This is a genomic window from Hungatella sp. L36, from assembly GCF_014288035.1.
Map to the genome: position 1 here is coordinate 182,547 of NZ_JACOPC010000012.1, position 18,732 is coordinate 201,278.

Annotated in this window: 18 protein-coding genes; 12 read left to right on the plus strand and 6 right to left on the minus strand. The window is 45.8% G+C overall.

Annotation, left to right across the window (positions count from 1 at the left end):
• The first annotated feature begins 134 nt into the window (after positions 1 to 134).
• The 7 genes from H8S80_RS24220 (at position 135) to H8S80_RS24250 (ending at position 7,352) form a co-directional block, all read left to right on the plus strand.
• A complete protein-coding gene (locus tag H8S80_RS24220) occupies positions 135 to 701 on the plus strand; it encodes a DUF6550 family protein (RefSeq protein ID WP_333491729.1) in 567 nt (188 codons plus the stop codon).
• 66 nt (positions 702 to 767) lie between these two features.
• Positions 768 to 2,486, plus strand: a complete 1,719-nt coding sequence (locus H8S80_RS24225; RefSeq protein ID WP_025532131.1) for a DUF8195 domain-containing protein — start codon at positions 768 to 770, stop codon at positions 2,484 to 2,486.
• A 26-nt stretch (positions 2,487 to 2,512) separates the two neighbouring features.
• Positions 2,513 to 3,196 carry a TraC-like domain-containing protein gene (locus tag H8S80_RS24230; RefSeq protein ID WP_006772909.1) on the plus strand — a complete coding sequence of 228 codons (684 nt, stop codon included), beginning with the start codon at positions 2,513 to 2,515 and terminating at the stop codon, positions 3,194 to 3,196.
• Positions 3,193 to 5,019 (plus strand): VirB4 family type IV secretion system protein, encoded by a 1,827-nt coding sequence (locus H8S80_RS24235; protein ID WP_006772910.1) that lies wholly within the window; start codon positions 3,193 to 3,195, stop codon positions 5,017 to 5,019. Before H8S80_RS24230 ends, H8S80_RS24235 begins: the two co-directional genes overlap by 4 nt.
• A complete protein-coding gene (locus H8S80_RS24240) occupies positions 5,019 to 5,849 on the plus strand; it encodes a C39 family peptidase (protein ID WP_006772911.1) in 831 nt (276 codons plus the stop codon). Before H8S80_RS24235 ends, H8S80_RS24240 begins: the two co-directional genes overlap by 1 nt.
• A gap of 2 nt (positions 5,850 to 5,851) precedes the next feature.
• On the plus strand, positions 5,852 to 6,838 hold the full coding sequence (locus H8S80_RS24245) for a hypothetical protein (RefSeq protein WP_025532133.1): 987 nt from the start codon (positions 5,852 to 5,854) through the stop codon (positions 6,836 to 6,838).
• Between the two features lie 25 nt (positions 6,839 to 6,863).
• Positions 6,864 to 7,352 (plus strand): helix-turn-helix domain-containing protein, encoded by a 489-nt coding sequence (locus H8S80_RS24250; protein WP_006772913.1) that lies wholly within the window; start codon positions 6,864 to 6,866, stop codon positions 7,350 to 7,352.
• A 112-nt stretch (positions 7,353 to 7,464) separates the two neighbouring features.
• Here the strand turns inward: H8S80_RS24250 and H8S80_RS24255 are convergent, their stop codons facing one another.
• The 5 genes from H8S80_RS24255 to H8S80_RS24275 all read right to left on the minus strand — a co-directional run bounded on the left by H8S80_RS24255 (position 7,465) and on the right by H8S80_RS24275 (position 11,322).
• Complete coding sequence (locus tag H8S80_RS24255) at positions 7,465 to 8,976, minus strand: recombinase family protein (RefSeq protein WP_006772914.1); 1,512 nt, start codon at positions 8,974 to 8,976, stop codon at positions 7,465 to 7,467.
• A 94-nt stretch (positions 8,977 to 9,070) separates the two neighbouring features.
• Positions 9,071 to 9,226: a hypothetical protein gene (locus H8S80_RS24260; protein WP_187383133.1), complete on the minus strand. Its 156-nt coding sequence runs from the start codon at positions 9,224 to 9,226 to the stop codon at positions 9,071 to 9,073.
• 43 nt (positions 9,227 to 9,269) lie between these two features.
• Positions 9,270 to 10,214 carry a MobV family relaxase gene (gene mobV / locus H8S80_RS24265; protein WP_006772916.1) on the minus strand — a complete coding sequence of 315 codons (945 nt, stop codon included), beginning with the start codon at positions 10,212 to 10,214 and terminating at the stop codon, positions 9,270 to 9,272.
• Between the two features lie 187 nt (positions 10,215 to 10,401).
• The gene (locus tag H8S80_RS24270) at positions 10,402 to 10,797 is read right to left on the minus strand and encodes a replication initiator protein A (RefSeq protein ID WP_006772917.1); all 396 of its coding nucleotides are present in this window, start codon (positions 10,795 to 10,797) and stop codon (positions 10,402 to 10,404) included.
• Positions 10,798 to 10,908: 111 nt separating this feature from the next.
• Positions 10,909 to 11,322, minus strand: a complete 414-nt coding sequence (locus H8S80_RS24275; protein WP_009256047.1) for a cysteine-rich VLP domain-containing protein — start codon at positions 11,320 to 11,322, stop codon at positions 10,909 to 10,911.
• 329 nt (positions 11,323 to 11,651) lie between these two features.
• Here H8S80_RS24275 and H8S80_RS24280 point away from each other — a divergent pair, with 329 nt between their 5' ends.
• From H8S80_RS24280 to H8S80_RS24295, 4 genes are all read left to right on the plus strand, one after another.
• Positions 11,652 to 12,149, plus strand: a complete 498-nt coding sequence (locus H8S80_RS24280; protein WP_006772919.1) for a hypothetical protein — start codon at positions 11,652 to 11,654, stop codon at positions 12,147 to 12,149.
• Between the two features lie 13 nt (positions 12,150 to 12,162).
• Entirely contained in the window at positions 12,163 to 12,963 is an 801-nt protein-coding gene (locus tag H8S80_RS24285) for a helix-turn-helix domain-containing protein (protein ID WP_006772920.1), read from the plus strand.
• A 79-nt stretch (positions 12,964 to 13,042) separates the two neighbouring features.
• A complete protein-coding gene (locus tag H8S80_RS24290) occupies positions 13,043 to 13,252 on the plus strand; it encodes a hypothetical protein (RefSeq protein ID WP_003503778.1) in 210 nt (69 codons plus the stop codon).
• A gap of 671 nt (positions 13,253 to 13,923) precedes the next feature.
• Positions 13,924 to 16,104 carry an extracellular solute-binding protein gene (locus H8S80_RS24295; protein ID WP_006772922.1) on the plus strand — a complete coding sequence of 727 codons (2,181 nt, stop codon included), beginning with the start codon at positions 13,924 to 13,926 and terminating at the stop codon, positions 16,102 to 16,104.
• Between the two features lie 70 nt (positions 16,105 to 16,174).
• Here H8S80_RS24295 and H8S80_RS24300 read toward each other — a convergent pair whose 3' ends face one another.
• The gene (locus H8S80_RS24300) at positions 16,175 to 16,993 is read right to left on the minus strand and encodes an MBL fold metallo-hydrolase (RefSeq protein WP_025529841.1); all 819 of its coding nucleotides are present in this window, start codon (positions 16,991 to 16,993) and stop codon (positions 16,175 to 16,177) included.
• A gap of 306 nt (positions 16,994 to 17,299) precedes the next feature.
• Between H8S80_RS24300 and H8S80_RS24305 the strand changes: the two genes are divergently transcribed.
• A complete protein-coding gene (locus H8S80_RS24305) occupies positions 17,300 to 18,667 on the plus strand; it encodes an ABC transporter substrate-binding protein (RefSeq protein WP_207729876.1) in 1,368 nt (455 codons plus the stop codon).
• The last annotated feature ends 65 nt before the right edge of the window (positions 18,668 to 18,732 follow it).

Sequence of the window (18,732 nt, forward strand, 5' to 3'; positions counted from 1 at the left end):
TGTAAGGAAATGGTAATAATTTATTTCTGGACACAGCGTCTGATCTCCTGTATGATAAAAATGGATAAAACAGGAAGAGACGGCGCTGCATCCGAAACAACAAACAGGAGGTGCAGACCATCATGAAAGAAATGATGAATCGAAGAAAATTAATTACTGCCGGATTGGCAGTTCTTGTTGTGTGTCTGATTATCGCAGTATACAATTTATCCAGGCCAGATGTTAGGATAGAGGAGACAATGGCTTTGGAAGAAACAACAGAACTTGTTATGGAATCGGTAACAGTACCGGAGATAACGGTGGCGGAGACGGCTATAGAGGCTGAAACGGAAGAGTCAACAGAGGAGACGGAAGTACAGACGACGAAAGCTGACATGGAGAAACGTGAAAGTCCAGTTGAAATGGAGACGCATCCAGTAACGATGACAACTGAGGCCGTTAAAGAGACCGAACCGAAGCTGCAGGTTCCAGAGGAAGCGACACCGCCAGCCAGGGAGCGAGAGCCACAGGAAGTGGAACCGGACCATGAGGAGGGCGATCAGCCAACTGCCAAACCAGAAGAACCGCAGGGCGGCTCGACAAACGACCAGGGGCAGGTGTATGTTCCTGGGTTTGGTTATGTGGAGACAGGAGGCGGAGTAACGGAGATACCAGCTCATTCTGATGGAGATTGGAATAAACAGGTTGGAACGATGCAGTAGATGAATACGCTAGAAAGAGAGAGATGCCAAGTTGGTGTCTCTTTTTTCGTTTAAGAAGGGAGTCATATGAAATTAAAGCATAGGCTGTTATCAATTATTCTTTGTATATGCTTGTGGTTGGTTCCGTCTGCAAAGGCATTTGCGATACAGGGGGATGGAAATATAGATGGAGGAGGCGGCCATGTCAATCAGGGAGTAGCAGGATATGAATGGCCAACTGGTTATGAAGGAATTCGTATTACGATAGTAGATGCAGGAACCGGCCAACAGGTGACGTCACCGATTGATTTTACCAACAGTAATGTGGCGGCTGTATCAAGCGATATTTTTAATTTTGGAAAAGTGAGCAAACTTCAATATCGAAATGGCGCAGCACTGAATATACAAACACAATACGAGTATTTTCATCCGGATACCCCTATCCCCAAAATCATCACAACCAATAGCGGAAAAGCAGACATGAATGCGATTAAAACTTATTTTTGTTCCGAAGGGGCTGCGTCCATGGTGGCTTCTTATACAGGGATTGAGCTAAATGATTTGATTTCCGGCAAGTATAAAGTGATTTTAGAGCCTGTAATCTATCTTTGGTACAATCACTTATTTTTTGCTATGACAGTTACGGAAGCCGGGCTTTATAACCGTACAACTAATGGAGACTTAGGAAGTCATTTTCCCACGGTTGTAATGAAAAATTTTGCCTTATCCATGTTTTTAGAGCGTGATGATTTAGGCTTTAAGGCTTATACCGGCCCAAAAGGAAGCGCCAGAACAACCAACGAGATGATCTTGATTTTGGGAATCGGAATAGTAAGTTATGCGGCACAGCCGGAAGAAGATCCTCCTGTAACAGAAATGGAATACGATCAGGAATATCGAGTCGACACGGATGTGATTACGGCAGTAAGCCTGTATTCTGACCGGGAAATCAATAACAGAAGCAAGGCCACTGTTACTTTTCGCATTAAGGGGAGAAGGTGTCAGATGACCGATATTGTAATGCCAGAAGGCGGCAGTCAGCTGGTGTGGGTAAAATGGCATACTCCTTCAACACCTCAGGATATCAAGATTACGATATCATCCAATAAAGGAACTTTGAGCACGACTCAAATGACGGTACGTGTTGTAGATTTGAATGAAAATCCACCGCCGGATCCCCAGGCCAACGATCGAAACGACAGCTACCGCCTTCCAAACGTGCCAAATAAACGAGATGTGACAGAGCTGACCTGGGGAGAGTGGGATTGCTGGTGGCAGGAACATTGGGTATATCACGACGGGAGCGAAGATGAGTCCGGGTATTATTGTGATCATGGCTGGTATGAATTTGACTGGATTCCATACTTTGCCAGTATATCCGCTTCCATGTCAATCAAGCCCGACGAGAGGAATCCAACAGCGGAAGGCTGCGTTATGAAATCCGGGTACGGGATTAATGTGAAGGCAACTGCCAGAGTGAGTTCTGATGCCTCATCTGCAGCAATAACCGGAGCTCAAAACGTTGTAACCTATTTCCCTGAATTTGCCTATCAGACGTATTGGAGACTGTTAGAACGAATGGCAGGAGGATATGCATCCAGTTTTGAATTACAAAAGAATCCATACAGTACCTATCAGCGAAGATCTCATTTTTCGCCGGTATGGTTTCCGGATGGACCGTATGAAGTATATGGAGAAGTTCTGGATGCATGGACCCCGGCGGGAATGCTGAAAATCCACTTAACCGATGATCTGACCGTTCGGGGCAACTTGTTTTTTGACTGGCATATTCGTCCTGCCAACTAACCGAGGAGGATACTATTTTGCAGACTATGATCATACCGATGGTTACACTGACCGTCACTCTTATGGGTGGCGGTATTCTTTTGTACTTCTTACGAGCAGATAAAAAACGGCAGCCGGCTTCCGGAGAACAAGCTGCCATGCAAACGGCTCAGGAGTTTATGAACGTGAAGGATATCCGGGATAAATTTCTTTATTCGAGGGATGGCTATGTTTTTCTTTATTTGAGAATTCACGCCATCAGCATTGATTTATACAGTACCTCAGAGAAAAATACTTTGATCAGGACTTTAACAGCAGAACTATCAGATATTCAGAGACCTTTTAAATTTCTGGCGGTATCCAGACCAGTGGATATCTCACCAGTCATCCAGGAAATGACTGAATTGCTTCCAGAGGCAGGGGAGAAGCAGAAAGAACTGTTAAAGCAGGAAATTGTGCAGATGAGTGGATATGCCTTATCCGGAGATATTGTGGAACGCCAGTTTTATCTTATGATCTGGGAAAAGCAGGCTGAGGGCTGTGAGGCGGATTTACAGAAAACGGCGGCTCTGCTCTGTGAAAAATTCAGTGCTGGTGGTGTACTGTGTGATATTTTGCAGGAAAAAGAGATTGTCCGGCTGCTGAATCTGGTCCATAATCCGGCGTATTCTCATTTAGAAGAACCAGACTACGAAGCAACGATTCCATTGCTGAAGGAGGGCATTGTATGAAAAAACGAGATATGGAAGTGATAAGGGAGAATCCAGCCCTGCTAAATACCATTACGCCGGTTGGCCTGGAATTTCAAAAAAATCAACTTTCCATAGGAGAAAATGTGGGGAAAATCTACGGGATTATCCGTTATCCCCAGACGGTGGAATCTGAGTGGCTGTCCAAGATTACTAATATTCCCAGTACAATCGTGTCCATTGGATTCAATCCCGTCGATAATGCGGAATTAATCAATAGTATCTCACGCAGTGTTGTGCAGCAGAGAGGGATTGCGGAGGCGGCGAAAGATCCACTTTCCCGCCAAAGAGCGGAAAAAGCTGCGGAAGACGGGGAGACTGTAATCGCACAGATCGACCGGGAAGGTGAGACCGTGGGGCTTATGAGTGTGTCGGTTATGCCGGTTTCCAGTGACGAGAAGATCTTCAAAAGAATCTGCCGGAGGGCAGAGAGCAGTATCAGCGTTATGAAATGCAAGATGCGGGTGATTCCAAACCTTCAGAAAGAGTGTTTCATGCATTTAAGTCCAACGTACCCCAATCATAGTAAGATCGAAACAATTTTGCAGAAAGTAGTGCCGATTTCGACCTTTGTGGGTGGATTTCCTTTTGCAAGCAGCGGATTTAACGATGGAAGCGGCTACTATTTTGCAAAAGATACCAGCGGCGGTCTGATTATTGTGGATCCATGGAAACGGGGAGGCGACAGGACTAACAGCAATTTCTGTGTCATGGGAAATTCAGGGGTTGGTAAATCTACCGCGGTGAAGCATATCCTGCTGTCTGAATATATGAGAGGTACAAAAATTATTGTCATCGATCCGGAAAGTGAGTACAAGGAAATGTGTCAGAAACTCTCCGGAGACTGGATCAGCGCTACAGGCGGTTTTAAGGGGAGGTTAAACCCATTGCAGGTACTGCCGTCTCCCAGAGATGATGAAGAGGAACCTGAAGAGAACCGGCTGTACCGTGATGAAGGCTACGGAATTAATGATCTCGCCATGCACTTGAAAAATCTCGATATCTGGTTTGGCCTCTATCTTCCGTCCCTGTCGGATATGCAGAAAGCTACTCTGAAACGCTGTCTGGTAGAACTGTATGCGCAGTTTCGGATTGATTGGGATACGGATATTTTAGAGTTGGAAGCAAAGGATTTTCCTGTTTTTACAGACCTTTATCTGCTGCTGAAGAGCCGAGCTGAAGAACAACCGGGTGAAATTGTATATAAGGAACTGCTTAACCTTCTCTACGATCTGGTATACGGAGCTGACAGTTTTATCTGGAATGGGCACAGCACAGTGGCAAGCAGCGCCCGTTTCCTAGTACTGGATACCCATGCGCTTCAGGAGACGGGAGAAAATGTGCAGCGCGCCCAGTATTTCCTGATTATGCTGTATAACTGGCGGTTGATGAGCTGGGATAGGAGTGAACGGATTTTAATGGCAGGGGATGAGGCTTATTTGATGATCGACCAGAAAGTTCCACAGGCTATGGTATATTTGCGCAATATGATGAAACGTGCAAGGAAGTATGAGGCGGCGGTGGCGATTATTTCTCACAGTGTCCGTGACTTTCTAAGCGAATCAATCCGGCAGTACGGACAGGCCCTTTTGGATGTGCCCTGCTATAAAATCCTGATGGGAACGGATGGGCCGAACTTAAAAGAAACCAGACAGCTCTATGATCTTACGGAGGCCGAACAAGAATTGCTGCTGGCGAGACGGAGAGGACATGCCCTTTTTATTGTCGGAGCAAAGCGGCTTCACATTCAGTTTGATATTCCGGAATACAAGTTTCAATATATGGGAAAGGCGGGTGGCCGCTGATGATTTCACCGGTTGTGATTAAGACAGCCGTGGGCATAGCCGCGCGAGCTGCATCAGATGAAAAGGCCAGAAACCGGATGATTGTCTTAATTGTGACTCCGGTGGCTTTCCTGCTTTTCGTTATTTCATTCTCTCTTTACCTGATTACGAATCCATTGTCGGTATTAAAAGTGTTTCTGGATGCAGAGGAGCTGGAGCTGGTGGAAGAGTTTCAAATTGATCACGGCTATCACCAGAATCTCGGTATTTATGAAAACGACTATCTTCAGGGGAACGGCCAGACTTACGAGGGAGTGGTATTTGGAGATGCTGGAGAAACGGAAGTTGTATATTACAGTCAGTTGGATAAACGATGGGCAGGGGCGTCCTATGGAGACAGTACGATAGGACGCAGTGGCTGCGGGCCTACGAGTATGAGTATTGTGATTTCTACACTGACCGGACAAGCAGTAGATCCGCCGCATATGGCGGGGTGGTCCTATCAGAATGGCTACTATTGCTCAGGAAGCGGTTCTTACCATAGCCTGATACCGGGAGCGGCCGAATCGTATGGTTTGACTGCAAAAGGTAATTTAACGGCTCAGGAGATTGTGGATGCTCTGAAAAATAGGGAATTGGTAGTGGCGATTATGGCAAAGGGGCATTTCACGAAAAACGGACACTTTATTGTCCTGCGAGGAGTTACGCGAGAAGGAAAGATTTTGGTAGCGGATCCGGCCAGTATAGAACGCAGCAATCAGGAGTGGGATTTATCTCTGATTATGAATGAAGCCAGAAAGGGAGCTGGGGCTGGCGGGCCATTCTGGGCAATTGGAAAGAAAGGAGCATAATTTTGATTTTATATATGACAACGCAGGATCACACAGATCTGCTTGATTTTTATATTGAAAGGGAAGGAACGCTGCCGGTCAAGAAGATGACCGGCAGTTTTATCCTGAAGCAGTTTGTTATTTATGATATGCGGAATTTTTCTCATTGTACTGAGTTGATATTGGATCGAGGGGCGTTCAGAGACAGTGACGATGCATTTGTGCAAGCGATAGAAGAGTTCTTGACGATGTACCAGGCCAGAGTGACTGTAATTGCTGAGGGATTGGGGCAGGAAGAGGCGTTGTTTATAAAACTTCTGGAGGCAGGGATTGGGAATATTGTTACCGAAAGAGCGATTGAAAGACAGCAGGAAGAAATTGAGGAGTGTCTTAGCAGTCAGGGACTTCGAAAATATCGGATCAGGGAGAAACAAGAGATATACCATGAGGGGGAGCGCTATAATTTTTCATGCAGTCGGATCCAGATCGCGGTGGTGGGATCACAGGGAAGGATTGGCACGACTACGGTAGCACTGGGGCTTGCAAATTGGCTGACGGAGGTAGGCGGCCGTTCCTGCTATGTGGAGGCAAATGAATCGGGGCATATGGAATGTTTAGCGATAGATTATGAAATGGTGCCGAAAGATGAGGGATTTGTTATGGATAAGGTGGGATATTATAGGCAGCAGTCTACGCAGGAGTATTCGTTTGTCGTAACTGATTTTGGCATTGGAGAGCCAAAAACAATGCCAGATATCTTATTATTGGTATGTGGGACAAAGCCTTATGAGCTCCCTCATACTTTGAAGCTGTTGGAACAGTATGAGGATCAGTGCGCCACTATTCTTTTTTCATTTGTAGTCCAGGAGCATCGACGAGCTTATGAAGACTCGTTTTCTACAGATAAGCATCGGGTGCTGTTTATGGAATATCAGCCAGATTGTTTTGATGGAGTGATAAATGGAAGTATATTTAAGACGATTATAAAACCTTATATAACGGGAAAATAGATGTGAACAGCGAGGAGGAGATTTGATGAATCAGTATGAAATGAAACAGATTGCTTATAAATCCACGTTAAAGAGCCGGGCTTTGCAAGTACTTGTGTACCTAATTGATCGTTCGAATAAAGAAGGAACTTGTTATCCGGCAATTTCTACCATGAGCCAGGAATTACATATTAGTGTGTCTACGGTTAAGAGGGCATTAAAGGAATTAACGGTTAGTGGTTTTGTTAAAAAAGAGAGTCGTTTTCGCGAGAAAAATAATGGGCAGACATCAAATCTCTATATACTTTGTTTTGCGGGAATAAGTAAATCAAAAGAATTAAATGAGGAAACAAAGAAAAAGGTGCATATAAGAAAAGAGAATAGAAATAAACCACATACTATGGAAGATGCATTAACATCTATTTCAATATTTAGAAGATGGCCTGGCTATTGTAACATTAAGATTATTAGTTTTATTGCATTATATTATATTTCTTATTGGCCTGGGGAGGGGGCCAATTTGATACCACCATGAATAAACAGTTGAAGTTTATATAAAAGCGGAAAAGATATTATTTATACAAATGTAAAGTACAGTTTACAAGGGACTACACAGGGTAGGTATCTGACGGGAGGGGTTCCACCCATCAGATTTTCCATGTGATGTTCAAGCTGTCGCTTGTAGCGGCAACGGTGGTAATCATCAAATCCACCACCCGCCGCTTGTCGTCAAAGGATACATTGTCCCATGTGTCGAGGTAGCCGGAAATCTGATTGACCTGTTCCGGGCTGATGGCTTCCACCGTCAACTCGGCTATCTGCTTCACAAGTTCCTGTTTGCGCCCGTCCAGTTCCGCTATCTTCACATTCACATAGGAGAGCAGAACATTGTTTGCACCCGTCAGACTGTCCACCAGCTTTTCAATCTCGCTGTCCACATGGAGAAGTTCCACTTGCAGGGCGGCAATTTTAGGGTTTGCCTTTGCCGCTTTCTTTCTGCCTGTCAGCGTCTTGTAGCTTGCCAGTTTCTTTATCATCTGCTGATAAACAACCGCTTCCAGTTCCGAAGTAATGATTTTCCCGCACCCCGGACAACTCTTGTTATCCAGCCGTTTCGTACAGCGAAGGTATTGCTTGCCGGAGGGATTGAAGATACTCATAAGGGCATACCCGCAGTTCCCGCACTTGATTTTTCCCGCCAGCCATGTATGGGTAGCTTTTCGGGCAGACTGGATTTTCATGTTGTTCATCAGCTTCTTGCGGCAGGTCAGCCAGATGTCGGAGGGAACAATGCCCTCATGGGGAGCCAGTACCAGCATTTGGTCTTTCAAGTCGTTCTTTTTGCTGGGCTTCACATCTCGCCCTTGATACAGATAGCAGCCGTTCATGCCAGTAAAATCGGCAGCGTCATTGACAATGACCGTCCCTTGACTTTTGAAAAATTCGTACACATCAAGGTCTGCCTGCACATAGACAGGATTGCGTAACATCTGCGCCAGCGTGGGGCGTATCAGCTCTTTGCCGTTGAATAAAATCCCCTGTTCGGCAAAGTACCGGGTAATGTCCCCGTAGGAGGTTGTGGGCTGAGCATACATCTCAAACATCAGCCGGATATTTGCCGCTTCGTCTGGATTTACCACCAGCTTTTTTGTATTGATACCATCCATTTTGATAGGCTCGGTGTGGAAGCCGTAAGGAGCCTTGCCGCCCATTTTGAAGCCCCGCTGACTGCGGGAATAGTATGCGTCCGTTACCCGCTTCTGTATCGTTTCCCGTTCCAACTGGGCGAACACAATACAGATATTCAACATAGCCCGCCCCATCGGGGTGGAGGTATCAAACTTTTCCGTAGAGGACACAAACTCCACATTGTACTGCTGGAACAGCTCCATCATGTTGGCAAAGTCCAGAATGGAACGGCTGATACGGTCGAGTTTGTAAACCACGACTTTTGCAATCAAGCCCCGCTTGATGTCCCGCACCAGTTCTTGAAACTTCGGACGGTCTGTGTTCTTGCCGCTGTACCCCTTGTCTGTGTATTCCTTGCAGTTACCGCCTTTCAACTCGTATTTGCAAAATTCAATCTGGCTTTCAATGGAAATGCTGTCCTTTTTGTCTACCGATTGCCTTGCATAGATTGCGTCTATTCGATTATTCATATTGTCGCTCCTTTTCTTAAAAAAGAAACGGAGCTGCTGACACCTTTATTATACCGTCAGCAGCCCCGCAAATCAACGATGGCTTTGGAAAACCTTATGCCCCGGCTTCCTCACTCTGCCGTTTGTCGGCATACTTGCGGAACACCTCATAAAGTTGCTGTTCCAGTTCCCGGCGTTTTGCCGCTTCCTGCTCCGGCGTGAACACCGGGGAGAGGTTTTCCAGCGTGATTTCCCTGCCTTGAAAAGTCACGACTTCCGTTTCCTTTTTGTATCTGATAGTGGTACTTATAAAATCACCTTTCCTTTCCATGCTGCCGCTGCTGCCGTTTCAGTTCCGCCAGTATATCCGGCGGGATACGGTCAACCAGCCGCTGTAAATTGTCCAGTTCGCTTTTCAGCTTTGCCCGTTCCATCGCATCTTTCATCTTGCCTTTTTCACTGGCTTTTGCCCTTGCTTCCAGCTTTTCATTTTCCGCTAACAGGTCATTGATTGTGACCTTGTATTTTTTCAACTGCCCGGAGAAATTCCCCATCTGTGGGAACCACTTTTTCAGCATGGAGAGGGCTTCCTCTTTTTTCTTTCCGGCATTCAGCGGGTTAATGCCGTCCAGCGTGGCTTCAATGGCTCTTGCCTGTTTGGATAGATTGACCGCCTGCTTGAACAGACGGGTGGGGATATGCTTCCTGCCTGTCTTGCTGGCACTTTCCCCACGCTCCAAGTCGGGATATTTCTCCACCATATAGGCGTGAAAATCGTCCTGCCATTTTGAGAGATTGGCTCTGTTGCCGATAATCTCCTTAGCGCACAGGCGGTTGTCCTCTGTCAGAGGGACAAAGACCAAATGCAGGTGGGGTGTTTTCTCGTCCATGTGTACCACTGCCGATACGATATTTTCCCGGCCTACCCGCCCGATTAAGAAATCAGCCGCCCTATGGAAAAATTCCTGTATCTCCTTTGGGGGCTTCTTCTTGAAAAACTCCGGGCTGGCGGTAATCAGCGTATCCACAAACCGGGTACTATCCTTACGGGTGCGGCAGCCAGCTTGTTCAATACGGTTCTGTATAAAGTGGTAGTACCTGCTCTCCGGCTTAACAATGTGGAAGTTGTATTTGCTCCGGCTGGTGTCAATGTCGGGATTGCTGGCGTACTGTTCCTTTTGCCGTTCGTGATGGGCTTCCAGCGGCCTTGCCGGGTTGCCCTTGTGTTTCTCAAACCGCAAGATTGCGTGTTGTGCCATTCTGCTCCTTTCCTCGTTCCATTCTTTTCCAGCGGGTTTTCCACAGGGAAAATCCCGCCGAAACTATCTCTGATAGGATTGGAATGGAATAGATATAAATAAAATCGTTTTAATCTCTGTATTTCTATATACCGTCCGGTTTTCGTACTTCAAGAGGATTGATTATCGTACTCTATGAGTGCGGTTTTCAGTCCTCCGGCGTTCCATAACCGGATTTCTTGAAGTCGGTGTTTGAAACCGCTTCATAGGATTTTGGATAAATGCGGTTGGGTTTTCCACAGCCCTGCTTCTGGATTTCCACCAGTCCGGCATATTGTAGCTCCCGCAGGGTATTGACCGCTTTCTGCCGCCCGCAGTGGAGCAGCTCCACTACCTCGTTAATGGGATAGTAGAGGTAAATCCGCCCGTATTCATCTGCCCAGCCGTTTTTTCGGGATAGGTCTGTCCGGCGCAGGATAAAGGCGTACAGAACCTTTGCTTCGTTGGACAGGGGTGTGAATGTGGGGGCTTCAAAAAGGAAATTGGGAAGCCGGGTAAAGCTGACCGCCTTTTCCGGCTGATGGATATAAATGGTGTTTGCCATATCGTGTTTTGTGGACGGTTAGAAGCCTGTTTCCGGGGGCAGACGGTAGTTTCTATTGCCTGCCCCTGTTCTGTGCTTGCAAAGCCTTGAAAATCAAGGACTTTTCAGCCCCTAACTGTCCACAGTAGACCTCCTTTTCCGTTCACTTTCTGTTTTCTGCCGCCTGTGAACTCTGGCGGCGCAGTCGGGGCAGTACTTTGCCCGGTTGGATTTAGGGACGAACACACCGCCGCAGACCGCACAGCGTTTCAAGTCCTTATCCCGGAAAATCTCCGCTTCCAGCGTCTTGTCCAGCGGCAAAACCGCCCAGCGGAACCACTTACAGCAGACCGAGAAAGAAACCGTCTGCGGACAGGTGCAGGTGTCCCCATCGTCAAGGAACATACAGTTCCCGTCCTCATAACAGCAGCACTCCCGGCGGATCAGGGCGTTTGCCTGTTTCCGCTGCGCTGGGGTCATGCGGTAAAGGGAACCGTCCGGCCTGCGTTCCAGCGGTGGCAAGTCTTTATAGGGGTTATCTCTCATGCGTTCCCTCCATTTTTCGCTTTTGCCGTTCGCCCCGAAAAGGCTTCCTGCCCCATTCCTGCGGCGTGTTCCGGCGTTGGCACGCTCCCCGCAGCTTCTGGACACTTGTCCCGAAGTGACCTCTGGACAAAGTGTCCAGAAGTCCGTCTCCTTGCGGTGCTTCCCCGGCCGGGGTATTTCTTTTCGGACGGTCATTCGGTTTTCAAGGTGCTGTCCATCGATGAACTACCCTAAGTCTACACCTAAATGACCGTTCGTCCCGTATATCCAAGAGGTAGGAAATCCGCCAAAAAAACTGCCTATTTCCACGCTCTCGGAATTGTGGTAGAATGAAAAAGAGAAATGTAGCAGGAGGTGGAAATGAAATGTATAACCTAAATTGGTCAAGAAGTGACCTCACCCGGCAAAAGCTGGGGACGTTCTGTGAATACTACGCAAAAATGTCATTAGCCTCTTATGGAGTGAGCATTTATACTTCCGAGGTTGATGACCATGGAATAGATTTTATTGCAGAAAGCAAGAGAGGATTTTTGAAGTTTCAAGTTAAAGCCATTCGCAAAGGAACAGGCTATGTTTTTATGCGGGAGGAATATTTTGATATTTCAGACCAATCACTTTACTTGTTCTTGCTTTTGCTAAATGATGGCGAACACCCCATAGAATATTTAATTCCTGCGACCACATGGGATAACGACAGTAGTAATACTTTTGTTTACCATTCATACGAGGGTAAAAAGTCGAAACCAGAATATGGCCTAAATATTTCTGCCAAGAACATTCCGCAGCTCGAAAGATTTAAGTTAGAAAATATGATAACGGCAATATAATGAGGAACAAAATATGGCTTTAACCATTCAAGAGCGCCTAAAAGACCTGCGTGTAGAGCGTGGGCTGACGCTGGAACAGCTTGCGGAGCAGACCCACCTCTCCAAGTCTGCGCTGGGCAGTTATGAAGCGGAGGATTTTAAGGACATCAGCCACTATGCCCTTATCAAGCTGGCGAAGTTTTACAGCGTGACCGCCGATTACCTGCTGGGGCTGTCCGAAACAAAAAATCACCCAAACGCCGATCTTGCAGACCTGCGTGTGAGTGATGATATGATTGAACTGTTGAAAAGCGGGCTGGTGGATAATTTCCTCTTGTGTGAACTGGCGGTACACCCGGATTTCCCCCGGCTCATGGCTGACCTTGAAATCTATGTGAACGGAACGGCAGTCAAGCAGGTACAGAGCGCAAATGCCATTGTGGATATTATGAGCGCAACCATTATGAAGCAGCACAATCCCGGCTTGTCCGACCCGCAGCTAAGGCAGCTTATCGCCGCCCATATTGACGATGACAGCTTTTGCCGCTATGTAATACAGCAGGACATAAACGGCATAGCCCTTGACCTGCGGGAAGCCCATAAGGACGATTTTTTCAGCGTCCCGGAGGACAATCCTCTGGAAGATTTTTTGCAAGCCGCAGAAGCAGCGTCCACTCCGGGCAGCGACCCGGAACAGGCGGCGATGGCGTTTATCTGTAAACGGCTCAAGCTGAACTATGGGAAGCTGTCGGAGGAAGAAAGAAAGTGGCTGAAAAGGATTGCGCAGAAGTCGGACTTGCTGAAAAACCCAAAACCGCAGCGGGGGAGAAAGTAAAGGGATAAATCGGGATTTGGCAAAGGCGTGTATATGAAAAAGTAACTTCCAGTTTGCAAGAGAAAGGTATGGTGAGCGAATGAGAATATTATACGAACTTTCATGGTTATGGGAGACGCTGGTTATTGCGCTTGCGGTTGCGGCTGTTTGCGTGGTTTGCGCCATGCTAATCTGTAAGGCAGTAAAGAAGAACCTCAGCAAAAAAACGGCGGCAGTTATCGGCGCAGCAGCGTTTGCGGGCGCTGTTTTGGCAGTCATTGTGATTGCCCGGACTCCGATGCCGCTTTGATTAAACGGGATGCTTGATTGCCTGTGCATAAGTACAACTTCAAGTTTATCGGGGAAATAGCAAAGCCCTAAAACGGCTTCCCGCCCATTTCAATTTTGAGAGAAAAATCCGTCTGTTTTTTCGTGAGTGTGTCCACAAGTTCGGGACATTTTGTCCCGAAGTCCGGCGTGGGACGAGGAACGGGGGCTTTCATATACGCCCTGTCTGCTGATAAAACCAGTCCTGCGTTTGCGGCTCCACGCCACGCAATCACAGCCCTGCTTTCCTGCCGCTTCAAATGCCCTTGCCCTCTCCGGCGGCAACGGCATTTTCACGGCAACGCCGACAGAGCGTATAACACACTACACTTTGCGAGCAAAGTCGTGTGCCAAGGGGCAAGCCCCTTTGGAAACCCCTGACAACAAAACAGGCTGAATATCCCGCACTTTCCCGGTGCTTGATACTCAGCCTTTATTTGTTGTCAGCAGCCCCCGTTTCGTGGTCTGCGTGTAGTTCCTTGTAAACTGACCTAATCTGCCTGGTAATTAACTTTATTCCATACTAAATCAGACAAGTAAATTTGATTGCTAAGTATTTATGTGTCCTTACCTTCTTTACAGAAGAAAAGAAAATGTGTTATGATAGAATTATAAGTTTGTAACGTTATAAAACAGATGGGATGTGGATATCGTATGGCGACAATATTAGATGTAGCAAATCTGGCGGGTGTTTCCCAGGGGACAGTTTCAAATGTTCTGAACAGGAAGGGAAATGTTAGCAGTGAAAAAATAAAGGTAGTAGAAGAGGCTGCAAAGCAGTTGGGTTTTACTATCAACGAAAAAGCAAAGATGTTGAGGAAGGGGAGCAGCAATATTATAGCGGTTATTTTGCCTAATATTCAGTTCAGGCATTATCGCGATTTTTATACCAGTCTGAGGGCTTATGCGATCAAAAATGGCTATACTACAAATATTCTTATATCTAATGATAATCCGGAGGAGGAACTTCTTCTGATTCAGCAGGCAAAATCTGCAATGAGTGAAGGGATAGCGGTGTTTTCGTGTTTGGAAGGTTCTGAAAACAAGTATGGGCAGGCCGGTTTTACTAATGTCTGCTTTGTTGAGCGGAGGCCCCAGTTTACGGCTGATTATTATGGTTTCGACTACTCTGCAGCAGGTCGGGAGATGGCGGAATCTGCCGTGAGAAGAGGGTATCAGGATATTTTAGTATTTACTGGTTCCACACGTTTTTCGAATGAAAATGAGTTTGCAGAAGCATTTAAGCAGATGGTAAAGGTAGGGGGGGATTGCACGGTAACCCACATTTCCACGGATGCGGGAAGAATCTCCCATACGGTCTTGACTGCATTGATCGGGGAAAGGAAAGTTGATGCGGTTTTTACGACGAATATCGGCTTTGCGGATAAAATACGACAGATAAGGAACTCTTTTTCCGGAAAAGATGAGTTGCCCATACACACGCTTGCTCCGGTCTTCACACTGCCTGAAAAAGACTATAGCAAGTATGAATTGAACTATAGTTATCTCGGTAGAGAGGTGGCAGAGAATCTGATTAAATCCATAAAGGACAAACCGAAGCTGGAAAACCACATCATGGATAATGATGGACAGAGAAAGTGGCACCAGATAGAACTGAAAAAACCCGGGACGAAGTGTCTGAATGTATTGGCCCTGGAGAGTCCGGAAGCGCTTGCCATGAAAGGCCTTGCCAGACTTTACACAGAGAAGACGGGAACAGAGGTAAAGATAGCAGTATTCTCTTATGATGAAATATATGAGGCGTTTGTGAATTGTGAAGATTTCGGAATATTTGATGTTTTTCGAATTGATGTGACATGGCTGTCGTGGTTTGCTGATAAAATACTGCTTCCGATTGATGAGATTGATCCTGATATTTCTGAGATATTTCCGGAATATATACCGGCGCTTACGGACAAATATTCCAAAGTAAATGGAAGGGTCTATGCACTTCCCGTGACGCCCAGCGCCCAGTTGCTTTTTTACCGCAAGGATTTGTTTGAAAATGTGGCGATGAGGCGCCAGTATCAGGAGATGTATCGTGAAGAGTTGAAGGTTCCGGAAAGCTTTGAGGCATTTAATCGGATTGCAGGTTTTTTTACTAAAAAAATGAATGGCAATTCGCCGGTTCGGTATGGCACCAGTCTGACTCTTGGAAATACGGGGGTGGCAGCGACAGAATTCCTTACCAGATTTTTCAGCTACCAGAAAAATCTTTACCAGGAGAATGGACATATTGAGATCAACAATGAAATTGGAGTGCGCGCCCTGCATGATTTGATGAAGTCTATGAAGTGCATCGGTCCAGCCAATGTGCCGTGGTGGACGGATTCAGCAAAGGCTTTTTCCGATGGAGATGTGGCAATGTCCATTATGTTCAGCAATTATGCCTCCGAGATTCTGGGGTATCAGTCAAAAATCATTGATAAAGTGGGGTGTGCTTTTGTTCCAGGGAGGAATCCTTTGATAGGAGGAGGATCATTGGGGATTGCAAAGAAGAGTCGTCATCCGGAGGATGCTCTGGCGTTTATCAAATGGATGACCAGGGAACCGGTGGCCTCGGCGCTGGCGGCGCTTGGAAGCGTCTCTCCCTGTAATAAAACGTATGAGATATACGATATTGTTGATGTTTTTCCATGGCTCGAATTATCGAAAGATTGTTTCGCTATGTCAGAGACCCGGCGTCGGCCGCCGGATCAGATGAAACCATTTAATGAACGGAAATTTTTAAGCATTCTGGGGACTGCTGTAAAGAACGTGAGCGTCGGTGTAATGGAGCCGGGAGAGGCGCTGGATACTGCGCAGAAGGCTATAGAACGTGATTTATTAAATTAACATCATTTTAAAGTAAAACGGAAGACGTCGTATAGTTACATGCCTTCCGTTTTTTTGTTTTGCAGAAATATTAGATATCCAGTACCATTCCATCAAATGCGGCGATGAAACCGTTAGTACGGGCCAGGGAATCTGTATGTTCGTGAAGCGGATTAAAGGTATGGGCGAAATGAGTGATGACAAACCGGGTATTTTCATTGGCCATGCCTTCTTTTTGCATCCGTTCTTTTACCAGTATATTATCAGGGAGCCCCATGTGATTTGGAAAATGGTGTCCGACTTCTATACTGGTACAATCTAAGACGACCAGAGAAAAACGGTGACTACTCAGATGGCGCCATGTTTCTTCAGGAAAGAAGGTGCTGTCGTGAGCGTAGAGCAGTTCTCTGGAATCTTTTTCCACAATGTAAATAAAACAGTCCTCTTTTGCATCGTGCAGCGTGGACACAGGAGTAATCTTATAATCATCAATGAAAAACGGTACGCCTCCTGTCAATTCGCAGAACTTTACATGCGAGAGCAGTGCCGCATTGTCTCTATGCTCTTCTTTGAATTTTTTATGGACAGATGAATTTCCGTATATCGTGAAAGGATGCGGTTCAATGCAGAAAGGGGGGAGTAGATAGTGAAAATCTGTAGGAAAAAAATGGTCTGCATGAGAATGGGTTACAATAAGATGATGAATTTTGCTTAAATCAACGTGTGCTTGTGTACTGAGTGCATACGTGTCGGCAGAAAAGTCGATAAGAATTTTTTCGTCAATGCATGAGCTTGTGCGCCGGCGAAGATTTTTACCTCCCAGCTCTCTTGCTTCTGTGCAGTATTTACAGGTACAAAATAGAGATGGAAAAGCTTCAGATGCACCGGTTCCGTTTAATTGTAATTTCATAGTATCCTCCATTAAAAAAGAAATTTTATAACGTTATAATAGAACCGTTCCCATGTATTGTCAAGGAAAATTACGTAAGTAAAGATAAAATTTTGTAACACAAAAAAACTTAACAATTAAAAACTTAATATTTATAACGATTTAATTGACATAAATGCTTTAAAATAAAGAATGTCACAAATAATAATAAATAAAAGAAAGAAAAACTAACAAAAATAATAAAAAATATATTGACACGTTATAATAAAAGTGATATAACAAAATCGTAAGATATTTTAACGCAAAAACATATTGAGGAGGATGAAGATGAAGGTATTAAAAAAACTCACTACAGCAGCGGTTCTGGCAGCTGTCTGTACATCGACCCTGGCAGGCTGTGGAAGTTCGTCAACTGTTAATGGAGGTGCGGATACGACGGCGGCAAAGACAGAGCAGACGGAAAAGGTGAAAGAGGAAAGCGGAGTGGAGGAGACAGCCGGCGGTCCACAGTATTCCGGCTCTTTAAGTTACTGGTCAAGCTGGAACTCTACAGAACCTCAGGCTAAAGTAATAGAAGCAGCGGCAGCGGAGTTTATGAAATTATATCCGGAGGTGAAGATTGATCTGACATTTAATGGAAGAGATAACCGAAAGCTGGTTAATCCAGCGCTGCAGGGCGGACAACAGATTGATATGTACGATGCGAATGCAGATAATATTCAGGTATACTGGATGGATACGATTATTCCGTTGGATGATTATTATGAACAGACGTATCCCACCACAAACGGTGAGAAGTACATAGATGTAATTATGCCCTCCATGGTTTCACTGGCCCGCCAGATCGGTGATGATAAGCTGTATTACGTTCCGTATTGTCCGCAGGCATTCATGTGGTTCTGCAACAAAACTATATTCGAGGATGCGGGAATAACCAAAGTTCCTACTACATGGGAGGAATTTACGGAGGTTTGTCAAACTCTGAAAGACGCAGGGTATACGCCAATTACTACGGATGACAAATATGCGGAGAATATGTTTGGCTATTATCTTTCCAGATTAAAAGGAAATGATTTTGTTGAGAAGCTGGCTTACGATACAACAGGTGAATTGTGGGATGATCCGGCAGTGCTTGAAACGGCAAAAGTATTCGAGGATATGGTAGCGAAGGGATATTTTGCATCGAATGTGGGGTCCAATACGCTTCCTTTAGGGCAGCAGGAGATGGTGCTGGAAGAAAAGATAGCTATGTACTTAAATGGAACATGGCTTCCAAACGAGGTGAAGGATACGGCAGGTTCTGATTTTAATTGGGGAGAATTTGCATTTACCACGGTTCCGGGTGGTGTAGACGGTCTGGAAGCAGGCGCTTACGGTTCCTATGGAATTGCTATAAATAATCAGTGTCAAAATCCAGATACGGCATTCGCATTTGCTGTGTATCTGACCACAGGCGAATGGGATCAAAAGATGTCGGAAGAAGCTGCGGCTATACCGATGTCAAATGATGCCCAATGGCCGGAAGCTTTAAAAGATGCAAAGACGGTGTTTGATCAGTTGACCTACCGCTATCCGTCTCAGACGGCTATCCGCATGAATAGTGATACACAGCCAATTATAGAAACTGCATGTATCAAGTTGTATGCAGGGCAGATCACTGCAGAACAGTTTATTAGCGAGTGCAGACCGAAATAATAAAAAAACAGAATGGGCTGCCGTTTTTAACTAAAATGCGGCAGCCGTACTGTTGCGGTTACTCA

What these genes read in the sequence shown, in the direction of transcription:
- H8S80_RS24220 (WP_333491729.1), top strand. Translation starts at nt 135, where the DNA reads ATGAATCGAAGAAAATTAATTACTGCCGGATTGGCAGTTCTTGTTGTG.
- H8S80_RS24225 (WP_025532131.1), top strand. Translation starts at nt 768, where the DNA reads ATGAAATTAAAGCATAGGCTGTTATCAATTATTCTTTGTATATGCTTG.
- H8S80_RS24230 (WP_006772909.1), top strand. Translation starts at nt 2,513, where the DNA reads ATGATCATACCGATGGTTACACTGACCGTCACTCTTATGGGTGGCGGT.
- H8S80_RS24235 (WP_006772910.1), top strand. Translation starts at nt 3,193, where the DNA reads ATGAAAAAACGAGATATGGAAGTGATAAGGGAGAATCCAGCCCTGCTA.
- H8S80_RS24240 (WP_006772911.1), top strand. Translation starts at nt 5,019, where the DNA reads ATGATTTCACCGGTTGTGATTAAGACAGCCGTGGGCATAGCCGCGCGA.
- H8S80_RS24250 (WP_006772913.1), top strand. Translation starts at nt 6,864, where the DNA reads ATGAATCAGTATGAAATGAAACAGATTGCTTATAAATCCACGTTAAAG.
- H8S80_RS24255 (WP_006772914.1), bottom strand. Translation starts at nt 8,976, where the DNA reads ATGAATAATCGAATAGACGCAATCTATGCAAGGCAATCGGTAGACAAA.
- mobV (WP_006772916.1), bottom strand. Translation starts at nt 10,214, where the DNA reads ATGGCACAACACGCAATCTTGCGGTTTGAGAAACACAAGGGCAACCCG.
- H8S80_RS24270 (WP_006772917.1), bottom strand. Translation starts at nt 10,797, where the DNA reads ATGGCAAACACCATTTATATCCATCAGCCGGAAAAGGCGGTCAGCTTT.
- H8S80_RS24275 (WP_009256047.1), bottom strand. Translation starts at nt 11,322, where the DNA reads ATGAGAGATAACCCCTATAAAGACTTGCCACCGCTGGAACGCAGGCCG.
- H8S80_RS24280 (WP_006772919.1), top strand. Translation starts at nt 11,652, where the DNA reads ATGAAAAAGAGAAATGTAGCAGGAGGTGGAAATGAAATGTATAACCTA.
- H8S80_RS24285 (WP_006772920.1), top strand. Translation starts at nt 12,163, where the DNA reads ATGGCTTTAACCATTCAAGAGCGCCTAAAAGACCTGCGTGTAGAGCGT.
- H8S80_RS24290 (WP_003503778.1), top strand. Translation starts at nt 13,043, where the DNA reads ATGAGAATATTATACGAACTTTCATGGTTATGGGAGACGCTGGTTATT.
- H8S80_RS24295 (WP_006772922.1), top strand. Translation starts at nt 13,924, where the DNA reads ATGGCGACAATATTAGATGTAGCAAATCTGGCGGGTGTTTCCCAGGGG.
- H8S80_RS24300 (WP_025529841.1), bottom strand. Translation starts at nt 16,993, where the DNA reads ATGAAATTACAATTAAACGGAACCGGTGCATCTGAAGCTTTTCCATCT.
- H8S80_RS24305 (WP_207729876.1), top strand. Translation starts at nt 17,300, where the DNA reads ATGAAGGTATTAAAAAAACTCACTACAGCAGCGGTTCTGGCAGCTGTC.